The organism is Mycobacterium innocens, from assembly GCF_900566055.1.
In the GTDB taxonomy this organism is placed as follows: domain Bacteria; phylum Actinomycetota; class Actinomycetes; order Mycobacteriales; family Mycobacteriaceae; genus Mycobacterium; species Mycobacterium innocens.
Window position 1 is genome coordinate 1 of sequence record NZ_UPHQ01000256.1, and the last position, 17,480, is coordinate 17,480.

The 17,480-nt window shown below is 65.5% G+C and carries 18 protein-coding genes and 1 pseudogene; 8 read left to right on the forward strand and 11 right to left on the reverse strand.

The genetic code is table 11. From position 1 onward, the window contains the following. The first annotated feature begins 11 nt into the window (after window positions 1-11). Window positions 12-170 carry a transposase gene (locus EET03_RS32540; RefSeq protein ID WP_279637749.1) on the forward strand — a complete coding sequence of 53 codons (159 nt, stop codon included), beginning with the start codon at window positions 12-14 and terminating at the stop codon, window positions 168-170. 117 nt (window positions 171-287) lie between these two features. On the opposite strand, the gene EET03_RS24715 is transcribed toward EET03_RS32540, so the two are convergent. Together EET03_RS24715 and EET03_RS24720 are read right to left on the reverse strand one after the other, a co-directional pair. Continuing rightward, window positions 288-1,049 carry a M56 family metallopeptidase gene (locus EET03_RS24715; protein WP_244232518.1) on the reverse strand — a complete coding sequence of 254 codons (762 nt, stop codon included), beginning with the start codon at window positions 1,047-1,049 and terminating at the stop codon, window positions 288-290. Window positions 1,050-1,261: 212 nt separating this feature from the next. Further along, window positions 1,262-1,636: a BlaI/MecI/CopY family transcriptional regulator gene (locus EET03_RS24720; protein ID WP_075541721.1), complete on the reverse strand. Its 375-nt coding sequence runs from the start codon at window positions 1,634-1,636 to the stop codon at window positions 1,262-1,264. 322 nt (window positions 1,637-1,958) lie between these two features. Here EET03_RS24720 and EET03_RS24725 point away from each other — a divergent pair. Continuing rightward, window positions 1,959-2,291, forward strand: a pseudogene (locus tag EET03_RS24725) (protein kinase domain-containing protein); the annotation flags it as partial. A 360-nt stretch (window positions 2,292-2,651) separates the two neighbouring features. Here the strand turns inward: EET03_RS24725 and hsaB are convergent. The 4 genes from hsaB to hsaA are packed head-to-tail and all read right to left on the reverse strand — an operon-like array spanning window position 2,652 to window position 6,182. After that, entirely contained in the window at window positions 2,652-3,215 is a 564-nt protein-coding gene (gene hsaB / locus EET03_RS24730) for a 3-hydroxy-9,10-secoandrosta-1,3,5(10)-triene-9,17-dione monooxygenase reductase subunit (protein WP_063471570.1), read from the reverse strand. Between the two features lie 2 nt (window positions 3,216-3,217). After that, on the reverse strand, window positions 3,218-4,120 hold the full coding sequence (gene hsaC / locus EET03_RS24735; RefSeq protein ID WP_075541719.1) for an iron-dependent extradiol dioxygenase HsaC: 903 nt from the start codon (window positions 4,118-4,120) through the stop codon (window positions 3,218-3,220). Further along, window positions 4,117-4,998, reverse strand: a complete 882-nt coding sequence (hsaD, locus tag EET03_RS24740; protein ID WP_063471568.1) for a 4,5:9,10-diseco-3-hydroxy-5,9,17-trioxoandrosta-1(10),2-diene-4-oate hydrolase — start codon at window positions 4,996-4,998, stop codon at window positions 4,117-4,119. Before hsaD ends, hsaC begins: the two co-directional genes overlap by 4 nt. Continuing rightward, window positions 4,998-6,182, reverse strand: a complete 1,185-nt coding sequence (hsaA, locus tag EET03_RS24745; RefSeq protein WP_099193794.1) for a 3-hydroxy-9,10-secoandrosta-1,3,5(10)-triene-9,17-dione monooxygenase oxygenase subunit — start codon at window positions 6,180-6,182, stop codon at window positions 4,998-5,000. Before hsaA ends, hsaD begins: the two co-directional genes overlap by 1 nt. A 164-nt stretch (window positions 6,183-6,346) precedes the next feature. Here hsaA and EET03_RS24750 point away from each other — a divergent pair, with 164 nt between their 5' ends. Together EET03_RS24750 and EET03_RS24755 are read left to right on the forward strand one after the other, a co-directional pair. Beyond that, window positions 6,347-7,432 carry a ferredoxin--NADP reductase gene (locus EET03_RS24750; protein WP_063471566.1) on the forward strand — a complete coding sequence of 362 codons (1,086 nt, stop codon included), beginning with the start codon at window positions 6,347-6,349 and terminating at the stop codon, window positions 7,430-7,432. A gap of 39 nt (window positions 7,433-7,471) precedes the next feature. Next, entirely contained in the window at window positions 7,472-8,014 is a 543-nt protein-coding gene (locus tag EET03_RS24755) for a hypothetical protein (RefSeq protein WP_075541717.1), read from the forward strand. On the opposite strand, the gene EET03_RS32795 is transcribed toward EET03_RS24755, so the two are convergent. Beyond that, window positions 7,974-8,696: a hypothetical protein gene (locus EET03_RS32795; RefSeq protein WP_341868770.1), complete on the reverse strand. Its 723-nt coding sequence runs from the start codon at window positions 8,694-8,696 to the stop codon at window positions 7,974-7,976. The genes EET03_RS24755 and EET03_RS32795 overlap by 41 nt on opposite strands. A gap of 112 nt (window positions 8,697-8,808) precedes the next feature. Between EET03_RS32795 and EET03_RS24765 the strand changes: the two genes are divergently transcribed. Next, window positions 8,809-9,420, forward strand: coding sequence for a TetR/AcrR family transcriptional regulator (locus EET03_RS24765; RefSeq protein WP_063471564.1), 612 nt, complete (start codon window positions 8,809-8,811; stop codon window positions 9,418-9,420). Between the two features lie 89 nt (window positions 9,421-9,509). Further along, on the forward strand, window positions 9,510-10,874 hold the full coding sequence (locus EET03_RS24770) for a flavin monoamine oxidase family protein (RefSeq protein ID WP_075541716.1): 1,365 nt from the start codon (window positions 9,510-9,512) through the stop codon (window positions 10,872-10,874). A 247-nt stretch (window positions 10,875-11,121) separates the two neighbouring features. Here EET03_RS24770 and EET03_RS24775 read toward each other — a convergent pair whose 3' ends face one another. The 3 genes from EET03_RS24775 to EET03_RS24785 all read right to left on the reverse strand — a co-directional run bounded on the left by EET03_RS24775 (window position 11,122) and on the right by EET03_RS24785 (window position 14,201). Further along, window positions 11,122-11,697 carry a fasciclin domain-containing protein gene (locus tag EET03_RS24775; RefSeq protein ID WP_075541715.1) on the reverse strand — a complete coding sequence of 192 codons (576 nt, stop codon included), beginning with the start codon at window positions 11,695-11,697 and terminating at the stop codon, window positions 11,122-11,124. 112 nt (window positions 11,698-11,809) lie between these two features. After that, window positions 11,810-13,564, reverse strand: a complete 1,755-nt coding sequence (locus tag EET03_RS24780) for a cytochrome c biogenesis protein DipZ (protein ID WP_075541714.1) — start codon at window positions 13,562-13,564, stop codon at window positions 11,810-11,812. 100 nt (window positions 13,565-13,664) lie between these two features. After that, on the reverse strand, window positions 13,665-14,201 hold the full coding sequence (locus EET03_RS24785; protein WP_244232519.1) for a fasciclin domain-containing protein: 537 nt from the start codon (window positions 14,199-14,201) through the stop codon (window positions 13,665-13,667). On the opposite strand from EET03_RS24785, the gene EET03_RS31985 reads away from it, so the two are divergent. Further along, window positions 14,086-14,352, forward strand: a complete 267-nt coding sequence (locus tag EET03_RS31985) for a hypothetical protein (protein ID WP_244232522.1) — start codon at window positions 14,086-14,088, stop codon at window positions 14,350-14,352. The two genes, EET03_RS24785 and EET03_RS31985, sit on opposite strands and share 116 nt — an antisense overlap. 103 nt (window positions 14,353-14,455) lie before the next feature. Here the strand turns inward: EET03_RS31985 and EET03_RS24790 are convergent, their stop codons facing one another. Further along, on the reverse strand, window positions 14,456-16,597 hold the full coding sequence (locus tag EET03_RS24790; protein ID WP_099193795.1) for an acyl-CoA dehydrogenase family protein: 2,142 nt from the start codon (window positions 16,595-16,597) through the stop codon (window positions 14,456-14,458). Between the two features lie 281 nt (window positions 16,598-16,878). Here EET03_RS24790 and kstR point away from each other — a divergent pair, with 281 nt between their 5' ends. Then, window positions 16,879-17,478, forward strand: a complete 600-nt coding sequence (kstR, locus tag EET03_RS24795) for a cholesterol catabolism transcriptional regulator KstR (RefSeq protein WP_167470699.1) — start codon at window positions 16,879-16,881, stop codon at window positions 17,476-17,478. Window positions 17,479-17,480 lie beyond the last annotated feature (2 nt).

A 17,480-nucleotide genomic window follows, 5' to 3' on the forward strand; every position in this document is an offset into this window, starting at 1 on the left:
TGGACGGCCCGCTGGCCAAGGCCGAACCGGCGACCCTGCGCTACCGGCTGCTGCACGCTGCGGCCCGCCTGGTCAAACGATCCCGCAACTTGATCCTGCGGGTCCCCGAAACCTGGCCCTGGGCAAAGGAATTCGCATCCGCCGTCAACCGCGTCCGCGCCATCCCCTGACCCGCGGACCCGTGTCCGTTCGACCCCAAGGAAGGAGCAGCCACCCCGGGACCGTGGAACCCGGCGTCAGCGCACGACACGCGGCGGTGCCGCCTACGGACAAGCCGGAAATCAAGATCAACTCGTGATCTCAGCAGCCGCAAGGGGAGAACTCCGGCGACCGTGAAATTTTGAGGCCAACGGAATGATTACCGCAAAACTAATTGTCGTACCGAGAATTACCCGCTCATGCAAACGCCTGCGGCGCGATATCGGGTTGGCTAGCCGGCTCGCGCGGGCCAGCGTGGCGGTGCCTGCCGCGCCGAGCGCCGTCGACGTCATCGCCGGCGGCGCCCCCGTCAGCGCCAGCAGTCCGCGTAGCAACGCCATCTTCCCGTGACGTCGCACGGCGACATCATCAGCACACATCTCCAGCAAGTCCGCCACCATTTCCGCTGCCGTGCAAAACAGCGTCAATCGCGGCAGGCTCGCAGCGATCGCCCGCAGTACCATGAGCAGGTCGTGATGGCGACCGGCCAGGTGAGCGTACTCGTGCGCCAGCACAGCTGCCAGCTGCGGCTCGTCGAGCCGGTCCAGAGCAGCGGTGGTGACCACCACGACAGCGTCGGGGCGACCGGTTACGCAATAGGCAGCGAGATGCGGCGCCGGAACAACTACCAGGTCAGACCGGCCATACCTGTCACCGACGCCTCCGATCACCCGAGCCGCAGATGCGTGCAGGAGACTGCGTGATCGTTGCCGCAGCCACTGATGTGCGACGCGCCAGCTGACGACGGTGGTGGCCAGCAGGCTGGCCACCGACAGACAGATGGCCATGGCCGACGCAATTGCCTGCGGCAATCCCAGCTGGCCGGTGACCCCTAACGCCTTGAAGCACAAAGTTGGTTCCCTGTGGCGCCAGATGCTGTCGAGCACTGCGGCGCAAAGGAACACGAGCGCAGCCAACCACGCTGCAATCGCAGCAACCACCGCTGTCAGCCAGCAAGCCACGGCAAGCTGAGGCCGCACACCCGTGCCGGTGACGCGTCGCAGCAGGAGGGGGCCGAGCCACGTCAACATCGACGCATAAAGGAGCAACAAAAGAGCCGCGTTCACGATTCTTGCCGTTCAATGAACCGGCGCAGCGCGTCGCGGACCCGCGCCGATTCATCCTCGTCCATCTGCTTGAGAAAAAACGCCAGCACCAAGTCCGAATCTCCCCCGGTATCGAAGGCATCGCGCATCAATCTGGCCGAATGTTCCTCGCGGGTCATAGTCGGCCAATAGCGGAAAGCCTTGCCCACCCGTTCCCGCTGCAACCAGCCTTTGCGGTGCAAGTTGTCCATGGTGGACATAACCGTGGTGTAGGCGATCTGGCGATCATGCGCCAAGTCGTCAAGAATATCGCGCACGGTGACGACCTCGCCGCGGTTCCACACGCGGTCCATGATCACTGCCTCGAGCTCGCCGAAACGCCGAACCTGCACAGCTTTCTCTCTCGTACCCTTGGAATTGTCGACGGCTACAACAGTAGCCACATATCTCGCGGCTCGCTCAGAGTCTCCCGAAAAGCCGCTGAGCACTGGGCAATTCTCGCGTAACCTGGACCACAACTGATTTCAGCGAGCGCCAAGGCGCCGGGTCGTCGGTCGACCGGCACTGCTTGCCCCGGGGGTGTCGGAAGGCAGCTACCCGGCGAAAGCGATTCGGCAACGATTGCCACCGAACAGTATGCCCATGAGTTCATATTCGCGACGCTTGACTCGCGACTCTCACGGCATAGAGGTAGAGCGCCAAGACATACCAAGACTGGCTGAAGACCCGGGGGCTGCCGGCTCGGCACCCGCACAGAGCGGGATCGCCGCGGAGTTGGCCTCCGCCGGATTCGAGGACGCGCGCCAGGCGGCTCGAGGCGGCGCCGGGGTGGTGTACCGCTGTCGCGAGACGGCGCTGGGACGAAATGTCGCAGTCAAAGTGCTGCCGTCGCATTTCGACGACGACAGCAGGGAACGTTTCCTGCGTGAGGGCTACGCGATGGGCGGGCTCTCGGGGCATCCGAACATCGTCAACATCCTGCGGGTCGGCATCACCGAAAGCGACCGGCCCCACATCGTGATGCCTTGCGACGCCTCACACACCTTGATCTGACGGGGTGAGCGTTGAAGGCGGGGCGCCGTTGGCCCCTGACTGCGATCGACGCATGCGGCAACACTCCGTAATACTGTAGACGCACCCGTTTACAATAGCACAGCGCTGGGGCACCGAGCGGCAATCGAACGGCAGTGGGGAATCACCTTGGTGTCGAACCGGTTTGGCGCTGCGGGCCGACGGCCGTGGCGACTCCTAGCCGACTCCGAGGCTACAGTTACCCAGTGTATTAGTCGATCCTGGTTGACATTAAATCGTTGGGTCGCGCCGCCGGCCGATTGCCCCCACGCCTATCCGGCCATCAGCACGGAATCGGTTTCAGGCCGGCATCACCGCTGCTCACGGCGGAAGGCCCTAGAGCCAGGTGTCCTGGGTGGTAGTGGTGAGGAACGCTTCGAGGTCGTCTCGCCACTGCGCCGGCGTGGTCTTGTCCGGCTCGATGCCGGTGTAGTCGCCGCGGTAGAACAGCAGTGGCCGCGGCTTGATCTTCGGGACTTCCGACAGCGAGTTGACCGTGCCGAACACGACGAAGTGATCCCCGCCGTCGTGTACGGCGGCAACCGTGCAGTCGATGTAGGCCAGCGACCCGTCGATGATCGGCGAACCGAGTTCGGAGAGATGCCAATCGATCCCGGCGAACTTGTCGGGTTCCTTCGAGCCGAATCGCGCCGACACGTGCTTCTGCTTCTCGGTCAGCACGTTGACGCAGAACCGGCCGGCCGCCTCGATCGCCTTCCAGGACCGCGACACCTTGGTCGGACAGAACAGCACCAGCGGCGGCTCCAAAGACAACGCCGCGAACGACTGACAGGCGAAGCCGACGGGCACGTCGTCATGCACGGTGGTGATGATGGTGATCCCGGTGCAGAACTGACCCAGCACGTTTCGGAACGTGCGAGGATCAATCGGCGCGGACATGGCTAGCCCTGGGCACCGACCGTGAAGTCATGCCCCCACAAACTGACCGCGGTGCTCTCCCGGGCGATCCACTCGTCGTCGTCGACTTGCCTTCCCTCGCAACCGAACTCGACGTCGAAACCGCCGGGGGTCTTCATATAGAAGGACAGCATCAGGTCGTTGACATGCCGGCCCAACGTCGCCGACATGGGTACCTTGCGGCGCAGCGCCCGATCCAGGCACAGGCCCACGTCGTCGGAGTTCTCCACCTCGACCATCAGGTGCACGACGCCAGACGGTGTCGGCAACGGAAGGAAGGCCAACGAATGGTGGCGCGGATTGCAGCCGAAGAAACGCAGCCAAGCCGGCGGCCCGTCGGCCGGCCGGCCGACCACCTGCGGCGGAAGCCGCATCGAGTCACGCAGCTTGAAGCCGAGCACGTCCCGGTAGAAGTGCAGCGCCTCGGCGTCGTCACGAGTGGTCAGCACCACGTGGCCCAAACCCTGCTCGCCGGTGACGAACTTGTGCCCATACGGGCTGACGACCCGGCGGTGTTCCAGCGCGGCGCCGTGGAAGACGGCCAGCGGGTTGCCCGACGGGTCGGCGAACAGGATCATCTCGTCCACGCGCCGATCCGCCAGTTGGGCGGCGGTCGCTTCCTTGTACGGCGTGCCCTCCACATCGAGCCGATTGCGGATCTCCTGCAGCCCTTCGGCATTCGCGCATTCCCAACCGGCCTCCGCCAGCCGGTCGCGCTCGCCCGGCACAATCACCAGCCGGGCGGGGAAGTCGTCCATCCGCAGATACAGCGCCCCCTCGACGCTGCCTTTGCCCTCGACCATGCCGAGCACTTTGAGACCGTACTCGCGCCAAGCGGCCATGTCGGTGGCCTCGATGCGGAGATAGCCCAGCGACCGGATGCTCATCTGGCACCTCCTAAGAAATCGATCGTCAGCTTGTTGAACTCGTCGAACTTCTCCACTTGCGCCCAGTGTCCACACTGCCCGAACACGTGCAACTGGGCGCGCGGGATGGTCTTGAGGGCGACCAGCGCGCCGTCGAGTGGGTTGACCCGGTCCTCACGGCCCCAGATCAGCAACACCGGCTGGCGCAGCCGGTATACCTCACGCCACATCATGCCCAGCTCGAAATCGGCCCCGGAGAACGACTCTCCCATCGCCCGTGTTGCCGCCAACGACTCCGGCGTGCTGGCCAGGTCGAAACGCTGGTCCACCAACTCCGGCGTGATCAGTTTCTGGTCGTAGACCATGACCCGCAGAAACGCCTCGAGGTTTTCCCGGGTGGGTTCGACCGAGAACTTCCCCAGCCGCTTCACCCCCTCCGTCGGGTCGGGCGCAAACAGGTTGATGCTCAGCCCGCCCGGGCCCATCAGCACCAGGCGCCCGGCCCGGTCGGGATAGTCGAGCGCGAACCGCACCGCGGTGCCGCCACCCAGGGAATTACCCACCAGCGGAACGCGACCCAGCCCAAGCTGGTCGAAAAGCCCCTTGAGCGCGGTCGCGGCATAGCGGTTGAACTGCCCGTGCTCGGCCCGCTTGTCGGAGTGGCCGTATCCGGGTTGATCGACGGCCAGCACATGGAAATGCTCGGCCAGCACCGCGATATTGCGGGCGAAGTTCGTCCAGCTGGACGCCCCGGGACCGCCGCCGTGCAGCAACACCACCGTCTGCTCGTTGCCGACGCCGGCCTCGTGATAGTGCAGCTTCAGCGGTCCGCCTTCTACGTGGACCTCGGCGAAGCGCGAGGTGGACTCGAAGGTGATTTCCTCGGTCGGCGCTGTCATCAGACCATGGTGTCGCCGGGCGGCAACCCGAACTCGTGGTTCCCGAAGATCACGTACGCCCGCTCCGGGTCGTTCGCCGCATGCACCCGGCCGGCGTGTGCGTCACGCCAAAAGCGTTGAATCGGGGCCTCGTTGGACAGCGCAGTGGCGCCGGACGCCTCGAAAAGCCGGTCGATCGAGGCGATCGACCGGCCGGTGGCGCGCACCTGGTCACGCCGGGCCCGGGCCCGCAGCTCAAACGGAATCTCCCTGCCGGCGGACAACAACGCGTACTCGTCGCCGACGTTGCCGATCAGCTGCCGCCACGCGGCGTCGATGTCGCTGGCCGCCTCCGCGATGCGAACCTTGGCGAACGGGTCGTCCTTGGCTTTCTCCCCGGCGAATGCCGCTCGCACCCGCTTGCCCTGGTGCTCCACGTGCGCGGCGTAGGCACCGTAGGCCATGCCTACGATGGGCGCCGATATTGTGGTGGGATGCATTGTGCCCCAAGGCATTTTGTAGACAGCAGCGGTGTTGGTCTGCAGTCCGCCGGCGGTGTGGTCGTTCATCGCCTTGTAGGACAGGAATCGGTGCCGCGGCACGAACACGTCCTTGACCACCAGCGTGTTGCTGCCGGTGCCCTTCAGGCCGACCACGTACCACACGTCGTTGATCTCGTATTCGGTGCGCGGGATCAAGAAACTGCCGAAATCGACCGGCCGGCCGTCCTTGATGACCGGGCCACCGACGAACGTCCAGCTGGCATGGTCACAGCCCGACGACCAGTTCCACGACCCGTTGACCAGGTAGCCGCCGTCGACCACGACACCGGCGCCCATCGGGGCGTACGACGACGAGATCCGCACATTGGGGTCTTCGCCCCAGACCTCTTCCTGGGCCCGTTGGTCGAACTGCGCCAGATGCCAGTTGTGCACGCCGATGATCGAGCTCACCCAGCCGGTGGAACCGCAGGCGCTGGCCAGCCGGCGGGTGGCCTCGAAGAACAGTGTGGGATCGCACTGCAGTCCGCCCCACTGCTGCGGCTGCAAGAGGGTGAAGAAACCGACTTCTTCGAGTGCCTTGACGGTCTCGTCGGGCAGGCGACGTAGGTCTTCCGTCGCCTGTGCGCGCTCCCGGATCTGCGGAAGCAGATCATCGATGGCAGCCAAAACCGCCTGCGCATCACGCTGTTGAATGGACGTCACTTACGTTTGCCTCCTGGGAGTGCGGCCTGTTCGACGACCGGAGTGGACTTAGAAAAAGACTAGAACACGTTCCGATTTGTGTCGAGCAGGGTATTCCTGCGGCTGGTAGCGGTGCGAAGCGAGTTTTCTATAACATGTTCTAGTTGAGACAGAGAGGCAGGGTATTGACCGAGGCAATCCCTGACGAACCACTGGGCAGCCACGTCCTGGAGCTGCAGATCGCCGACGTCGTCGCCGAAACCGACGAGGCGCGCTCTCTGGTGTTCGCGGTGCCCGACGGACCGGACGATCCGCAGATCCCGGCGGAGCGACTGCGCTACGCACCCGGCCAGTTCCTGACGCTGCGCGTTCCCAGCGAGCGCACCGGCTCGGTGGCCCGCTGCTACTCGTTGTGCAGCTCGCCGTTCACCGACGACGCGCTGACCGTCACGGTCAAAAGAACCGCGGACGGATACGCGTCGAACTGGCTGTGCGACCACGCGCACCCGGGCATGCGGATTCACGTGTTGGCGCCGTCAGGCACCTTCGTGCCCAAGACGCTCGACGACGACTTCCTGCTGCTGGCCGCCGGCAGCGGGATCACGCCGATCATGTCGATCTGCAAGTCGGCGCTGGCGCAAGGCTGCGGCCAGGTGACACTGGTCTACGCCAACCGCGACGACCGCTCGGTGATCTTCGGTGAAGCGCTGCGCGACCTGGCCGCCAAGTATCCCGACCGCCTCACCGTCGTGCACTGGCTGGAGTCGCTGCAAGGGCTGCCGAGCGCGACGGCACTGGCCAAGCTGGCCGCCCCGTACTCCGAACGGCCGGCCTACATCTGTGGCCCCGGCCCGTTCATGCAGGCGGCGCGAGACGCCCTGGAAATGCTGAAAGTGCCTGCCCGGCAAGTGCATATCGAGGTGTTCAAGTCGCTGGATTCCGATCCGTTCGCGGCAGTGAAACTAGAGGATGTCGGCGGCGACGACACTGAGCCACCGGCAACCGCGGTGGTGGAACTTGACGGCGAAACCCACACGGTGTCCTGGCCGCGCAACGCCAAGTTGCTCGACGTGCTGCTGGCCGCCGGTCTCGACGCGCCGTTCTCCTGTCGGGAAGGCCACTGCGGCGCCTGCGCCTGCACACTGCGCGGCGGCAAAGTCAGCATGGAAGTCAACGACGTGCTGGAGCAGCAAGACCTCGACGACGGGCTGATTTTGGCCTGTCAATCTCATCCGGAATCTGATTCGGTAGAAGTGACCTACGACGAATAGTCGCAGGGGCAAGGTTTCATCCGGGCGGAAGGATGCGAGATGAAGCGGCTGCTACCGGGCACTCCGACGGTCGCGGTGATCGCCGGGGTGCTGCTGGCCTTCACGCCCGCCCCACATTCGGCGGCGGCCAGCAACACGGCCACCACGCTGTTTCCGGTCGACGACACCACTCAACTGGAGACACATACCTTTGTGAATTGCCACCCGAACGGCAGCTGTGACTTCGTCGCCGGCGCCGACTTGCGCACCCCCGACGGCGTCACCGGGTTCCCCCCCGATCTGTGGGCACGCCAAACCACCGAGATCCGGCCGACGAACCGGCTGACCTACCTGGACGCCCATGCCACCGGCCAGTTCGAGCGGGTGATGAAGGCGGGCGGCTCCGATGTGATCACCACCGTGTACTTCGGTGACGGCCCGCCGGACAAGTATCAGACGACCGGCGTCATCGACTCGACCAGCTGGTCGACCGGCCAACCGAGCACCAACGCCGGCGTCATCGTGTGCACCCACATCCAGGTGGTCTATTCCGGCGTGAACCTCACCTCGCCCAGCACCTGCGCCCAAACGAACTTCTCGTAGCGCGGTACACGCGGTTGCGCGCCGCCGCGACCGCGTTGTCACCGAAATTGCCGCCATGGCTGTGGTATTCGGGGTTTCGACAGCCATGGCGGCAATCTGGGCGGTTACCTTGACCGAGCAACCAGCGCATCGAAGAAGCTTCGCGGCGCCAATGTCGACGATCCAGTGTTCGGCGGCGATGCCGGGGTAGTCGCCGGCCACTTCGTCGAATACCCGTCCGCCAGCTGAGACCCCGGACTCGACTCCTGACCGCGGAAATTGATTGGCCGGGAAGCGATCCCACGTCCGATCGGTCATCAAGCACCGGGTGCCGATGTGTGGGCGCGCCGAGGGCGTGACCTGATCCGCACCGATAGGTGGTCTGCGGTAATCGCTTCTCCGACCGCTTTGGCGACGGTGTCGGGTCCGCCGCCGAGCTTGTCCAACGCGCCCGTCTGGTGAACCGCTTCGGTGGTCGTGCCGAGGGCGGCACGCGGACGCCTGCTTGGCCGACGAGCTGGCACATCCGCACTAGGCCAAACGCGTTGGTCTCGAACTGGCGGCGCAGGTCTTGCATCGGCAGCGTCTCCAGCGCGCCTGACCGCGAACAGCCGGCATTGTTGACCAGCACGCCAACGGCGAGTTGTTGGCGACGACGCGGTCGACCGCCCGCATAGACGCTCGCGGCAACGTCAGCAGTCATGCCAGATGCGTAGCGGTTTGCACCACCGGTAGCAAAGTTGTGGATTGCACTGGATGGCCGGCAAGCAGCTACCGTGGCCCCATTCGGGAGGATATCCGCGACGGGAGATTCGATGCCCTACGTCAAATCCGCTGTGCGCAGCAAGCAGGCAGTGGCTGCCGCGCGCGTCGTGCTGATGCGTGACGGAGTCGGCGGCACCACGATGCGCGCCGTGGCGGACGAAGCCGGCATACCGCTGGGGACGCTGCAATACGTCTTCCCGAGCAAGCAGGGCCTGCTGCGCGCGGTCATCGAGGATGTCGTGGAGGAGATTGCGGACCTGCTGAAGAGTTCGGCCCAGCTCGAGGCCGGGCTGGAACACGCAATCGGGTGCGGGTTGCGCAATTTCTGGGAAACGCTGGTCATCGACCACCGCAATCTGCAACTCGTGCAGTACGAACTCGTCACCCACGCGCTGCGTACGCCCGGCTTGGAGGCGCTGCCGCGCTGGCAGTACGAGAGGTACACCGAGGTCGTTGCGCAGTGGTGCCAGGAGGCAGCGACACGGGCCGGGGAGAGATGCGCGCTTCCCTTCGATCGGCTCGCTCGGGTGCTGGTGGCCAGCATCGATGGGCTGATCCTGCAGCATCTGGCCAACCCGGACGTCAGGCGCTCCGCGCAGGACCTCGAGGCGATCATCGAGACAGTCACCGCACTCGCCGCGGTCCGATCGGCCTCGAACTAAACCGCACTAAACCTTGTGGGCTCATGCCACATGCTCTACTCTCATCCGAGCTAAGTCATACGACTGTATTAGTTTAGGGGAAATTTTCGATGCCGGATGTGGATGTCGTTGTCGTCGGCGCCGGGCTCGCCGGGCTTTCGGCGGCCCGCACGTTGGTGGCGGCGGGAATGACCGTGCGCGTCCTCGAGGCCCGTGATCGGGTCGCGGGCCGCAACTTTGGCGGGTTTCTGAGCAACGGCGTGCCGGTCGAGATGGGCGGCCAGTGGGTGGGGCCGAGCCAGCACGCCGTACTCGATCTGATCGACGAACTCGGACTGGAGACGTTCCCCACCTACGACACCGGCGACGCGATCTCGTTCTACGACGGACAGGTGGTCCGGTACTCCGACGCGACGTTCGGCCTCCCGGCCGAAAGCTTGGCCGAAATCGGTCGCCTATTCGAGGTTATCGAGACGCTCGCGGCGTCGATACCCACCTCGGCGCCCTGGCGAGCGGACGATGCGGCGGAGCTGGACCGACAGAATTTCGACACCTGGCTGGCCGCGAATACGACTGACACCGTGGCACTTCGGTTCTTCAGGCTGATCGTGCCAACGCTATTCTCCGCGGAAACACCTGAGCTTTCGTTTCTGCACTTCCTGTTCTACATCCGGTCGGGCAACAATTTGGCGACCATGCTCGCCGTCACCGGAGGCGCACAGGAGAGCCGTGTCGTGGGTGGGACGCACCGGATCTCCGAGCGGATGGCCGAGGATCTTGCTGATCGGGTGCAACTTGGGGCGGTGGTACGCACGATCACCCAGGACGGGCAGGGTGTCATCGTCTCCTACGAGGACGCCGACGCCGGCCAGACGGGCAAGATCAAGGCTGGCCACGTGGTGGTCGCGATCCCGCCGACGCTGGCTGGCCGGATCCGTTACTTGCCGCCGCTGCCCGCCGCGCGCGACGGCCTCACCCAGCAGTTCCCGGCGGGGTCGGTGATCAAGTTCCAGGTCGGCTATGAGACCCCGTTCTGGCGCGAGGCCGATCTCAGCGGCTTCGTGACCAGCCTGGACGACGCGTTCAACGTCGTCCTCGACAACTCCCCTGCCGACGCTTCCTGCGGTGTGCTGGTCGGCTTCTTGGAGGGCGCCCACGCCCGCGAGGCGGCGGAGCTGCCGACCGAGCAGCGCCACCAGCTCGTAATCGATTCGCTGGTGAAGTATTTCGGGCCGCAAGCCGCTGAGCCGTTCGACATCGTCGAACAAGACTGGGCTGCAGAGGAATTCACGCGAGGTTGCTACGGAGGCCGTCTCGGTGCCGGCGCACTGACTCAGTATGGCAAGGCGCTGGCTGCGCCGGTCGGCCGCATCCACTGGGCCGGAGCGGAGACGGCCCAGGTGTGGAGTGGCTACATGGATGGCGCGATCACCTCGGGCCGCCGCGCCGCCGAGGAGATCCTCGCTGCGGTTTGAGAGTGCGCTTACTCAACCGACCACAGGCACGGTGAACCGCAAGGGGTGGCACCGAGCCGGGGGTCTGTGGCGGCTGGATCACCGTTGGATCACCGATCCACTCAAGGGAATTGGAGGATCGATGAACAGTGCGCTCGCCGTCGTCGCGTTGGTCGTACAGCTGCCGGATCCCGGCCAGGAAGCTGAGGTAGTCGAGTTCCTGGCCGGGGATCCCATCAGCAGTGCTGGGCGGCTTGCCGCGGCGCGACTACGCCGGTGGCATCAACACGGTGTCGATGAGGTACACCGTCGCGTTGGCGGTGGGTACCCCGCCGCAGACCACGCCGGCATTGTTGACACGCAGGTTGTTGCCTTGGCCGTTGACCGTCACGTTTGCACCTTGCACGGTCTTGTGGGACCCGACCACCCTGGCCGGGCTCAGCTGACCTTGCACCACGTGGTACGTCAGGATGCGGCTCAGCAGGTTTGAATCGGTCTTGAGCTGGTCGATCGTCGATGCCGGCAGCTTGCCGAACGCGGCATCGGTCGGCGCGAACACGGTGTACTGCCCATTGTTGAGCGTGTCGACCAGGTTCACCTGCGGGTTGAGCTGGCCGGACACCGCCGACGTCAGTGTGGTGAGCATCGGATTGTTGGAGGCCGCCACCGCCACCGGAACCTGCGACATGCCCTCCACCGATGCCGGGCCGCTGGGGTTGGCGGCCGCGTAATCCGCACATCCCGGCCCGACCAGATCAGCCGCGGCGGCACTTGGCGAGGTGGCTACCGCCAGACCCACGACGGCCGCTGCCACCAAACCTGTTGCTGCAATTGAACTTTTCATCGCTAATCGGCTCCTTCAGTATTGTCGACGACGACGTTGTTGTGCCGTCTCATTCATGCCGGACATTGGTGATTCGGAGCCGCACCGGTTTTGGATTGGCAATCACCGAAAATCAGCCATAGGTGAAGGAGTAAACCTGCAGGCCCTTGGTGGGACGCACCTCCAAGGTGCCGCTCTCGACCCGGTCGCCGCCGACGATCTGGTGCGACGTCGGCGGCCCGCTGATCGGCACCGTGGCGGTCTGGCCGTTCCGGGTCACCGTGAGGGTTCCGGTTCCGCCGACGACGACGTAGACGTTCTTGGCGTGGTAGTTGAGTTTGATGCTCGACTCGTCGCTTTCGGCCGTCGCGCCCTGGTAGTCCAGGGACCATGGCCCGTGCAGCGCGAAACTGTCAGCGGCCAGGATTTGCGGATAGTCGAATGCCGCCGAGCCTTCGTCGTACTGACCGCCGCCGCCGTAGTTGACCACCTTGCCGACCCCGAAGTAGGTCTCGGGAGTGGTTTGTTGCCGCGGGGTGAGGTCGGTCGCGTCCACCGGCGGCGGGAGTTTGACTCCGGGGTTGGCATTGACAAGCAACTGCCTGATCAGGTTCTCGGTGACGTCGTAGTCGCCTTCGCCGAACTTGATGTGTCGCACGGTGCCGGCGGCGTCGATCAGATACTCCGCGGGCCAGTACCGGTTGCGGTAATTGGTCCAGGTGGAGTAGTTGTTGTCCAGCGCGACCGGGTATTTGATGTCCTGATCGGCCGCGCCCTTGGCGACGTTGCCGGGCACCTTCTCGAACGCGTACTCCGGTGTGTGGACTCCGATGACCTCGAAACCCTGGTCCCGGTAGGCGTTGTACCAGCCGACGACGTGCGGGATGGCCCGTTGGCAATTGATGCAGGAGTAGGCCCAGAAGTCGACCAGGACCACCTTGCCTCGCAGCGATCGCAGGTCGAGCGGTTGGCCACCGGGCGTGTTCAGCCAGCTGGCGATACCTTTGAAATCTGGTGCTGTGCCACAATTTTCGAGTTCCTTGCCGCCGTTGCTGCAATTCGACAGCTGCGCGTTCTGGTCGTTGACGATGCCGCCGAGGTTGAGCTTTTCCCGGAGCTGCCGATCACTGCCCAGTCTGTTCTGCAGCGAGCTGGTGTAGTCGGGAATGGCCCGCTGCAACACCGCGGGCAGGTTGAACACCAGCGCCACCGCGAGCAGAATCGTCACGATGCCTGCGGTAACCCGGATTTCCCGCTGCCGACGCCGAAAAGCGCTCACCCGCTCGGCCACCCGCTGGCCGGCCAACGCGAAGAACAACAACGGCAGCGCGGCGCCGGCCGCGAAAGCCAGCGTGAGAACGATGGTGCCCACCCCGATTTGCGCCGTCGCCCCGGCAACCACAATTGCGGCAAGCACGGGCCCCGCGCACGGGACGTAAAGCACACCCAACGCCAGGCCCAGGCCGAACCCGTTGCGGCGGTTGCCGACCTGCTTTTGCGGGATCCGCGAGAACGGCCGTTCCAGCAGCTGCTCGACCGTGGGAAACATCAGGCCCAGCCCGATCGCGACCAATGCGACCAACGCGACCCAGCGAATCGCGTCCTGCGGTAGGTGGAGCAGCGACAGCAATGCCGAGCCGGTTAAAGTGACCACACTGAAGCTGAACACCAAGCCGCCGATCACCCGGTAGGGGCGCAACGTCTCCGAAAGCCCGCGTCGCGGTTTCGTCGCCACAGCGACGTCGCCGCCAGACGCGTTCCGCGCGGCCAACTCTGGGCCGCCTTGCTGCGCGCCCGCGAAGAATATCACCGGCAGCACCGGGAGAATGCACGGTGATATGCCGGTGATGAGGCCCCCGACAAAGCCAATCAGCGCAAGTGTCACCATGTTTGGTATTCGGCGCAGATCCGCGATTGGATTGGTGCAACGAGGCGCAACAAAAACAGCCCGGCCGCGGCCGGGCTGTTTTGGATAGAACTGGCAAAGCCTACTGGTTCGGCGGCATCAACACCGTGTCGATCATGTACACGGTCGCGTTGGCGGTATGAACGCCGCCGCACACCAGCCCCGCATCGTTGACCTTGAGGTCGTTACCTTGGCCCGTCACGGTCACGTTGGCCCCTTGCAAGGTCTTGTGGGTGCCGTCGATCTTGCTCGGGCTCGCCTGACCTTGCACCACGTGATAGGTCAGGATGCTGCGCAGCAGCGCTGAATCCGTCTTGAGCTGATCGATGGTGGCCGCGGGCAGCTTGTCGAAGGCCGCGTTGGTGGGCGCGAACACCGTGTACTGGCCGCTGTTGAGGGTGTCGACCAGGTTCACGTTCGGGTTCAGCTTGCCCGACAGCGCCGACGTGAGCGTCGTCAACATGGGGTTGTTCGACGCCGCGGTCGCCACCGGATGCTGCGCCATGCCGGCTACCGAACCGGGACCGCTGGGATTCTGCTTGGCGTACTCCGAGCAGCCCGTACCGATCAGGTCAGCCGCCGGATCGGCCATCGCCGACGTCGACGCGGGCGCCGCCATGCTGGTCGGCGCGCTGCTGCTCGTCGATGGCCCACTGGCCGACTTGTTGCTCGAACAAGCCGCGAAACCCCCGATTGCGATCGCCGCGAGGCTAGTCGCCGCGACTGTTCTGGCCCAAGCGTTCATCATGTGCGTTTCGACTCCTTCGTAACCAGACGGCCGGGTGCCGCTCCTGTCGGACATAAGCCATTCGGAGACACGGCCGCCCCGGACGGGTGCGATGGGTGCGAGATCCGCGAACCGGCGACGGGTACTTAACGCGGCAGGCCAAGCAGCCGCTCGGCGGCCAGCGTGAGCAGTATCTGCTCGGTACCGCCGGCGATGGTGAGGCAGCGGGTGTTCAGGAAGTCGTAAACCGCGTGGTTTTCCACCAGGCCGCCACCCTCGGACACGTCCATCATGAATTCGGCCAGCGCCTGGCGGTAGCGGACCCCGATGAGTTTGCGCACGCTGGATTGCGCGCCCGGATCCTGACCGCCGACGGCCAACTGGGCGATGCGCTGATCCAGCAGCGCACCACATTGAGCAATGACGATCAACCTCGCCAGCCGATCCTGCTGGGCGACGTCGGGCTCCGTCTTGGCCAGCACCTCGAGCAGCTTCTCCATGGGATTGCCCAGCGCGGTACCGGTGGCCATCGCCACCCGCTCGTTGGCCAGCGTGGTGCGCGCCAGCCGCCAGCCGTCGTTGACCGCGCCGACCACCATCTCGTCGGGCACGAACACGTTGTCCAGAAAGACTTCGTTGAACAAGGCGTCGCCGGTGATCTCGCGCAGCGGCCGGATCACGATCCCGGGCGACGTCATGTCCACCAGGAAGTAGGTGATGCCCTTGTGCTTTGGCGCGTCCGGGTCGGTCCGCGCCAGGCACACCCCCCACCTGGCCAGGTGCGCCTTGGACGTCCACACCTTCTGCCCGGTCAGCAGCCAACCACCTTCGGTGCGCATCGCCTTGGTGCGCAGCGACGCCAGGTCGGACCCGGCGCCCGGTTCGGAAAACAGCTGGCACCAAAGGAATTCGCCGCGCAGGGTGGCCGGCACGAAGCGCTCGATTTGTTCGGGCGTGCCATGCTCGAGAATGGTCGGCGCCGCCCACCAGCCGATCACCAGGTCGGGCCGCACCACGCCGGCTGCCGCCATCTCCTGATCGATCAGCAACTGCTCGGCCGCGGATGCGGCGCGCCCATACGGCGGCGGCCAGTGTGGCGCCAACAGCCCGGCATCGGCCAGGGCAGCCTGCCGCTTCTCCTCCGGCAACGCCGCGACTTCGGCTACCGCGGCGGCGATCTCGGGTCGCAGCTCCGCCACCCCGGTCAGGTCGATAGTCAGCCGGCGGCGAACGCCGTCCCGGGTGAGCGCGGCAATGCGGCGCAGCCAGCGCTCGGCACCACCGAGGAACCGGCCGTTGGCGTGGGCCCGGCGCAGGTACAAGTGCGCATCGTGCTCCCAGGTGCAGCCGATGCCGCCGAGCACCTGGATGCAGTCTTTGACGTTGGCTTTGGCGGCGGCGATACCGAGGCCGGCGGCCACCGCGGCCGCGATGGCGAACTGGCGGTCGTCGGGGTCCCCAGCTTCCCCAGCGGCCCGGGCCGCGTCGGCGGCGGCCACCTCGGCCTGCTCGGCGCGGCACAGCATCTCCGCACATAGGTGCTTGACAGCCTGGAAGCTGCCGATCGGCTTGCCGAACTGCTCACGAACCTTGGCGTAGGCCACCGCGGTGTCCAGCGCCCACCGGGTCACTCCCGCGGCCTCGGCGGCCAGCAGGGTGGCGGCCAGGTTCTCGACGCGCTCCCGGGAATCGGCGATCACGCTGGCCGGCGCCACCGGCGCAGAAGTCAGCACCACTTTCGCCAACGGCCGCGAAAAGTCGGTGGCTCGCAACGGCTCCAGCTGCACGCCGTCGCCGGCGGTATCGACCAACAGCCACCTGCCCTCGGCCGGCAACAGCAGCACCGCGCCGGCGACGGCGCCCAGTACCCACGCAACCGTGCCCGATACTCGTCGGGTCTGGGCGTCGAACTGAACATCGCCTTCCAGAGCGAGCCCGGCGACGCGTTCGCCGGCGACCAGCCCCGCCAGCAATTCGGGATCCGGCACCACCAGGCCGGCCAGCGCGGTGGTCGCCACCGGCCCCGGCACCAAAGCCTTGGCGGCCTCTTCGACCATGGCGCACAGGTCCTCGATGCTGCCGCCGGCGCCGCCGCGATCCTCCGGGACGGCAACGCCGAACAGCCCCAATTTGGCCAGGCCCGCGAACACCGGCCGCCAGGCGTCGGGGTCGCCGTGTTCGATGGCGCGGCTCGCCGCCGTCGCAGCCTCTCCGGAGGCCGAAGTGCGAGCCCAGTCGCGCACCAACTCGCGAGCCGCGAATTGTTCGTCGGTGACGGTCGCTACCACCTTCAGCCCTTCCCGTCGTGAAATTCACCCGGCCGGAAACGTCCGAGGAACATTCAAAGCCACTAGAACGTGTTCTAATAGTGAAAATGATCAACCGTCAAGTCGACAGCTATTAGGCCAGTACACGACGTTGTCTCCGCGACCGGGAGGTGGGAAATTCACGCACAGCATGCGTATCGTTTGGCGACGGACCGCCCGGGAGAGGAGTTGCGCGTTACATGTCTGCGCCGAACACGAGTCCGGGCCGCGTTTCTGACACTCAACCGCGCGAGGTCATGAACGTGGCGGTATTGGCTGAGTCCGAGTTGGGTTCGGAGGCACAGCGAGAGCGTCGCAAGCGCATCCTGGATGCCACCATGGCCATCGCGTCGAAGGGCGGATACGAGGCGGTGCAGATGCGCGCGGTCGCCGATCGGGCCGATGTCGCGGTCGGCACGCTGTACCGGTACTTCCCGTCGAAGGTGCATCTGCTGGTGTCGGCGCTGGGCCGGGAATTCAGCCGCATCGACGCCAAGACCGACCGCTCCGCGCTGGCCGGCGGCACTCCATATCAGCGGCTGAGCTTCATGGTCGGCAAGCTCAATCGCGCGATGCAGCGCAATCCGTTGCTCACCGAGGCGATGACGCGTGCCTACGTCTTCGCCGACGCTTCGGCGGCCAGCGAGGTCGACCACGTGGAGAAGCTCATCGACAGCATGTTCGCCCGCGCCATGGCCGACGGTGAACCAACCGAGGATCAGTACCACATCGCCCGGGTGATCTCGGATGTGTGGTTGTCGAATCTGCTTGCGTGGCTGACCCGTCGCGCGTCGGCCACCGACGTCAGCAAGCGGCTGGACCTCGCCGTGCGTCTGTTGCTCGGTGGTCAGGAGAGCGCCTAAGC

What these genes read in the sequence shown, in the direction of transcription:
- EET03_RS24755 (WP_075541717.1), top strand. Translation starts at nt 7,472, where the DNA reads ATGAAGCGGCTGCTACCGGGCACTCCGACGGTCGCGGTGATCGCCGGG.
- hsaB (WP_063471570.1), bottom strand. Translation starts at nt 3,215, where the DNA reads ATGTCCGCGCCGATTGATCCTCGCACGTTCCGAAACGTGCTGGGTCAG.
- EET03_RS31985 (WP_244232522.1), top strand. Translation starts at nt 14,086, where the DNA reads ATGCCGGCTACCGAACCGGGACCGCTGGGATTCTGCTTGGCGTACTCC.
- hsaD (WP_063471568.1), bottom strand. Translation starts at nt 4,998, where the DNA reads ATGACAGCGCCGACCGAGGAAATCACCTTCGAGTCCACCTCGCGCTTC.
- EET03_RS24770 (WP_075541716.1), top strand. Translation starts at nt 9,510, where the DNA reads ATGCCGGATGTGGATGTCGTTGTCGTCGGCGCCGGGCTCGCCGGGCTT.
- EET03_RS24780 (WP_075541714.1), bottom strand. Translation starts at nt 13,564, where the DNA reads ATGGTGACACTTGCGCTGATTGGCTTTGTCGGGGGCCTCATCACCGGC.
- hsaC (WP_075541719.1), bottom strand. Translation starts at nt 4,120, where the DNA reads ATGAGCATCCGGTCGCTGGGCTATCTCCGCATCGAGGCCACCGACATG.
- EET03_RS24775 (WP_075541715.1), bottom strand. Translation starts at nt 11,697, where the DNA reads ATGAAAAGTTCAATTGCAGCAACAGGTTTGGTGGCAGCGGCCGTCGTG.
- EET03_RS24765 (WP_063471564.1), top strand. Translation starts at nt 8,809, where the DNA reads ATGCCCTACGTCAAATCCGCTGTGCGCAGCAAGCAGGCAGTGGCTGCC.
- EET03_RS24785 (WP_244232519.1), bottom strand. Translation starts at nt 14,201, where the DNA reads ATGGCGGCGCCCGCGTCGACGTCGGCGATGGCCGATCCGGCGGCTGAC.
- EET03_RS32795 (WP_341868770.1), bottom strand. Translation starts at nt 8,696, where the DNA reads ATGACTGCTGACGTTGCCGCGAGCGTCTATGCGGGCGGTCGACCGCGT.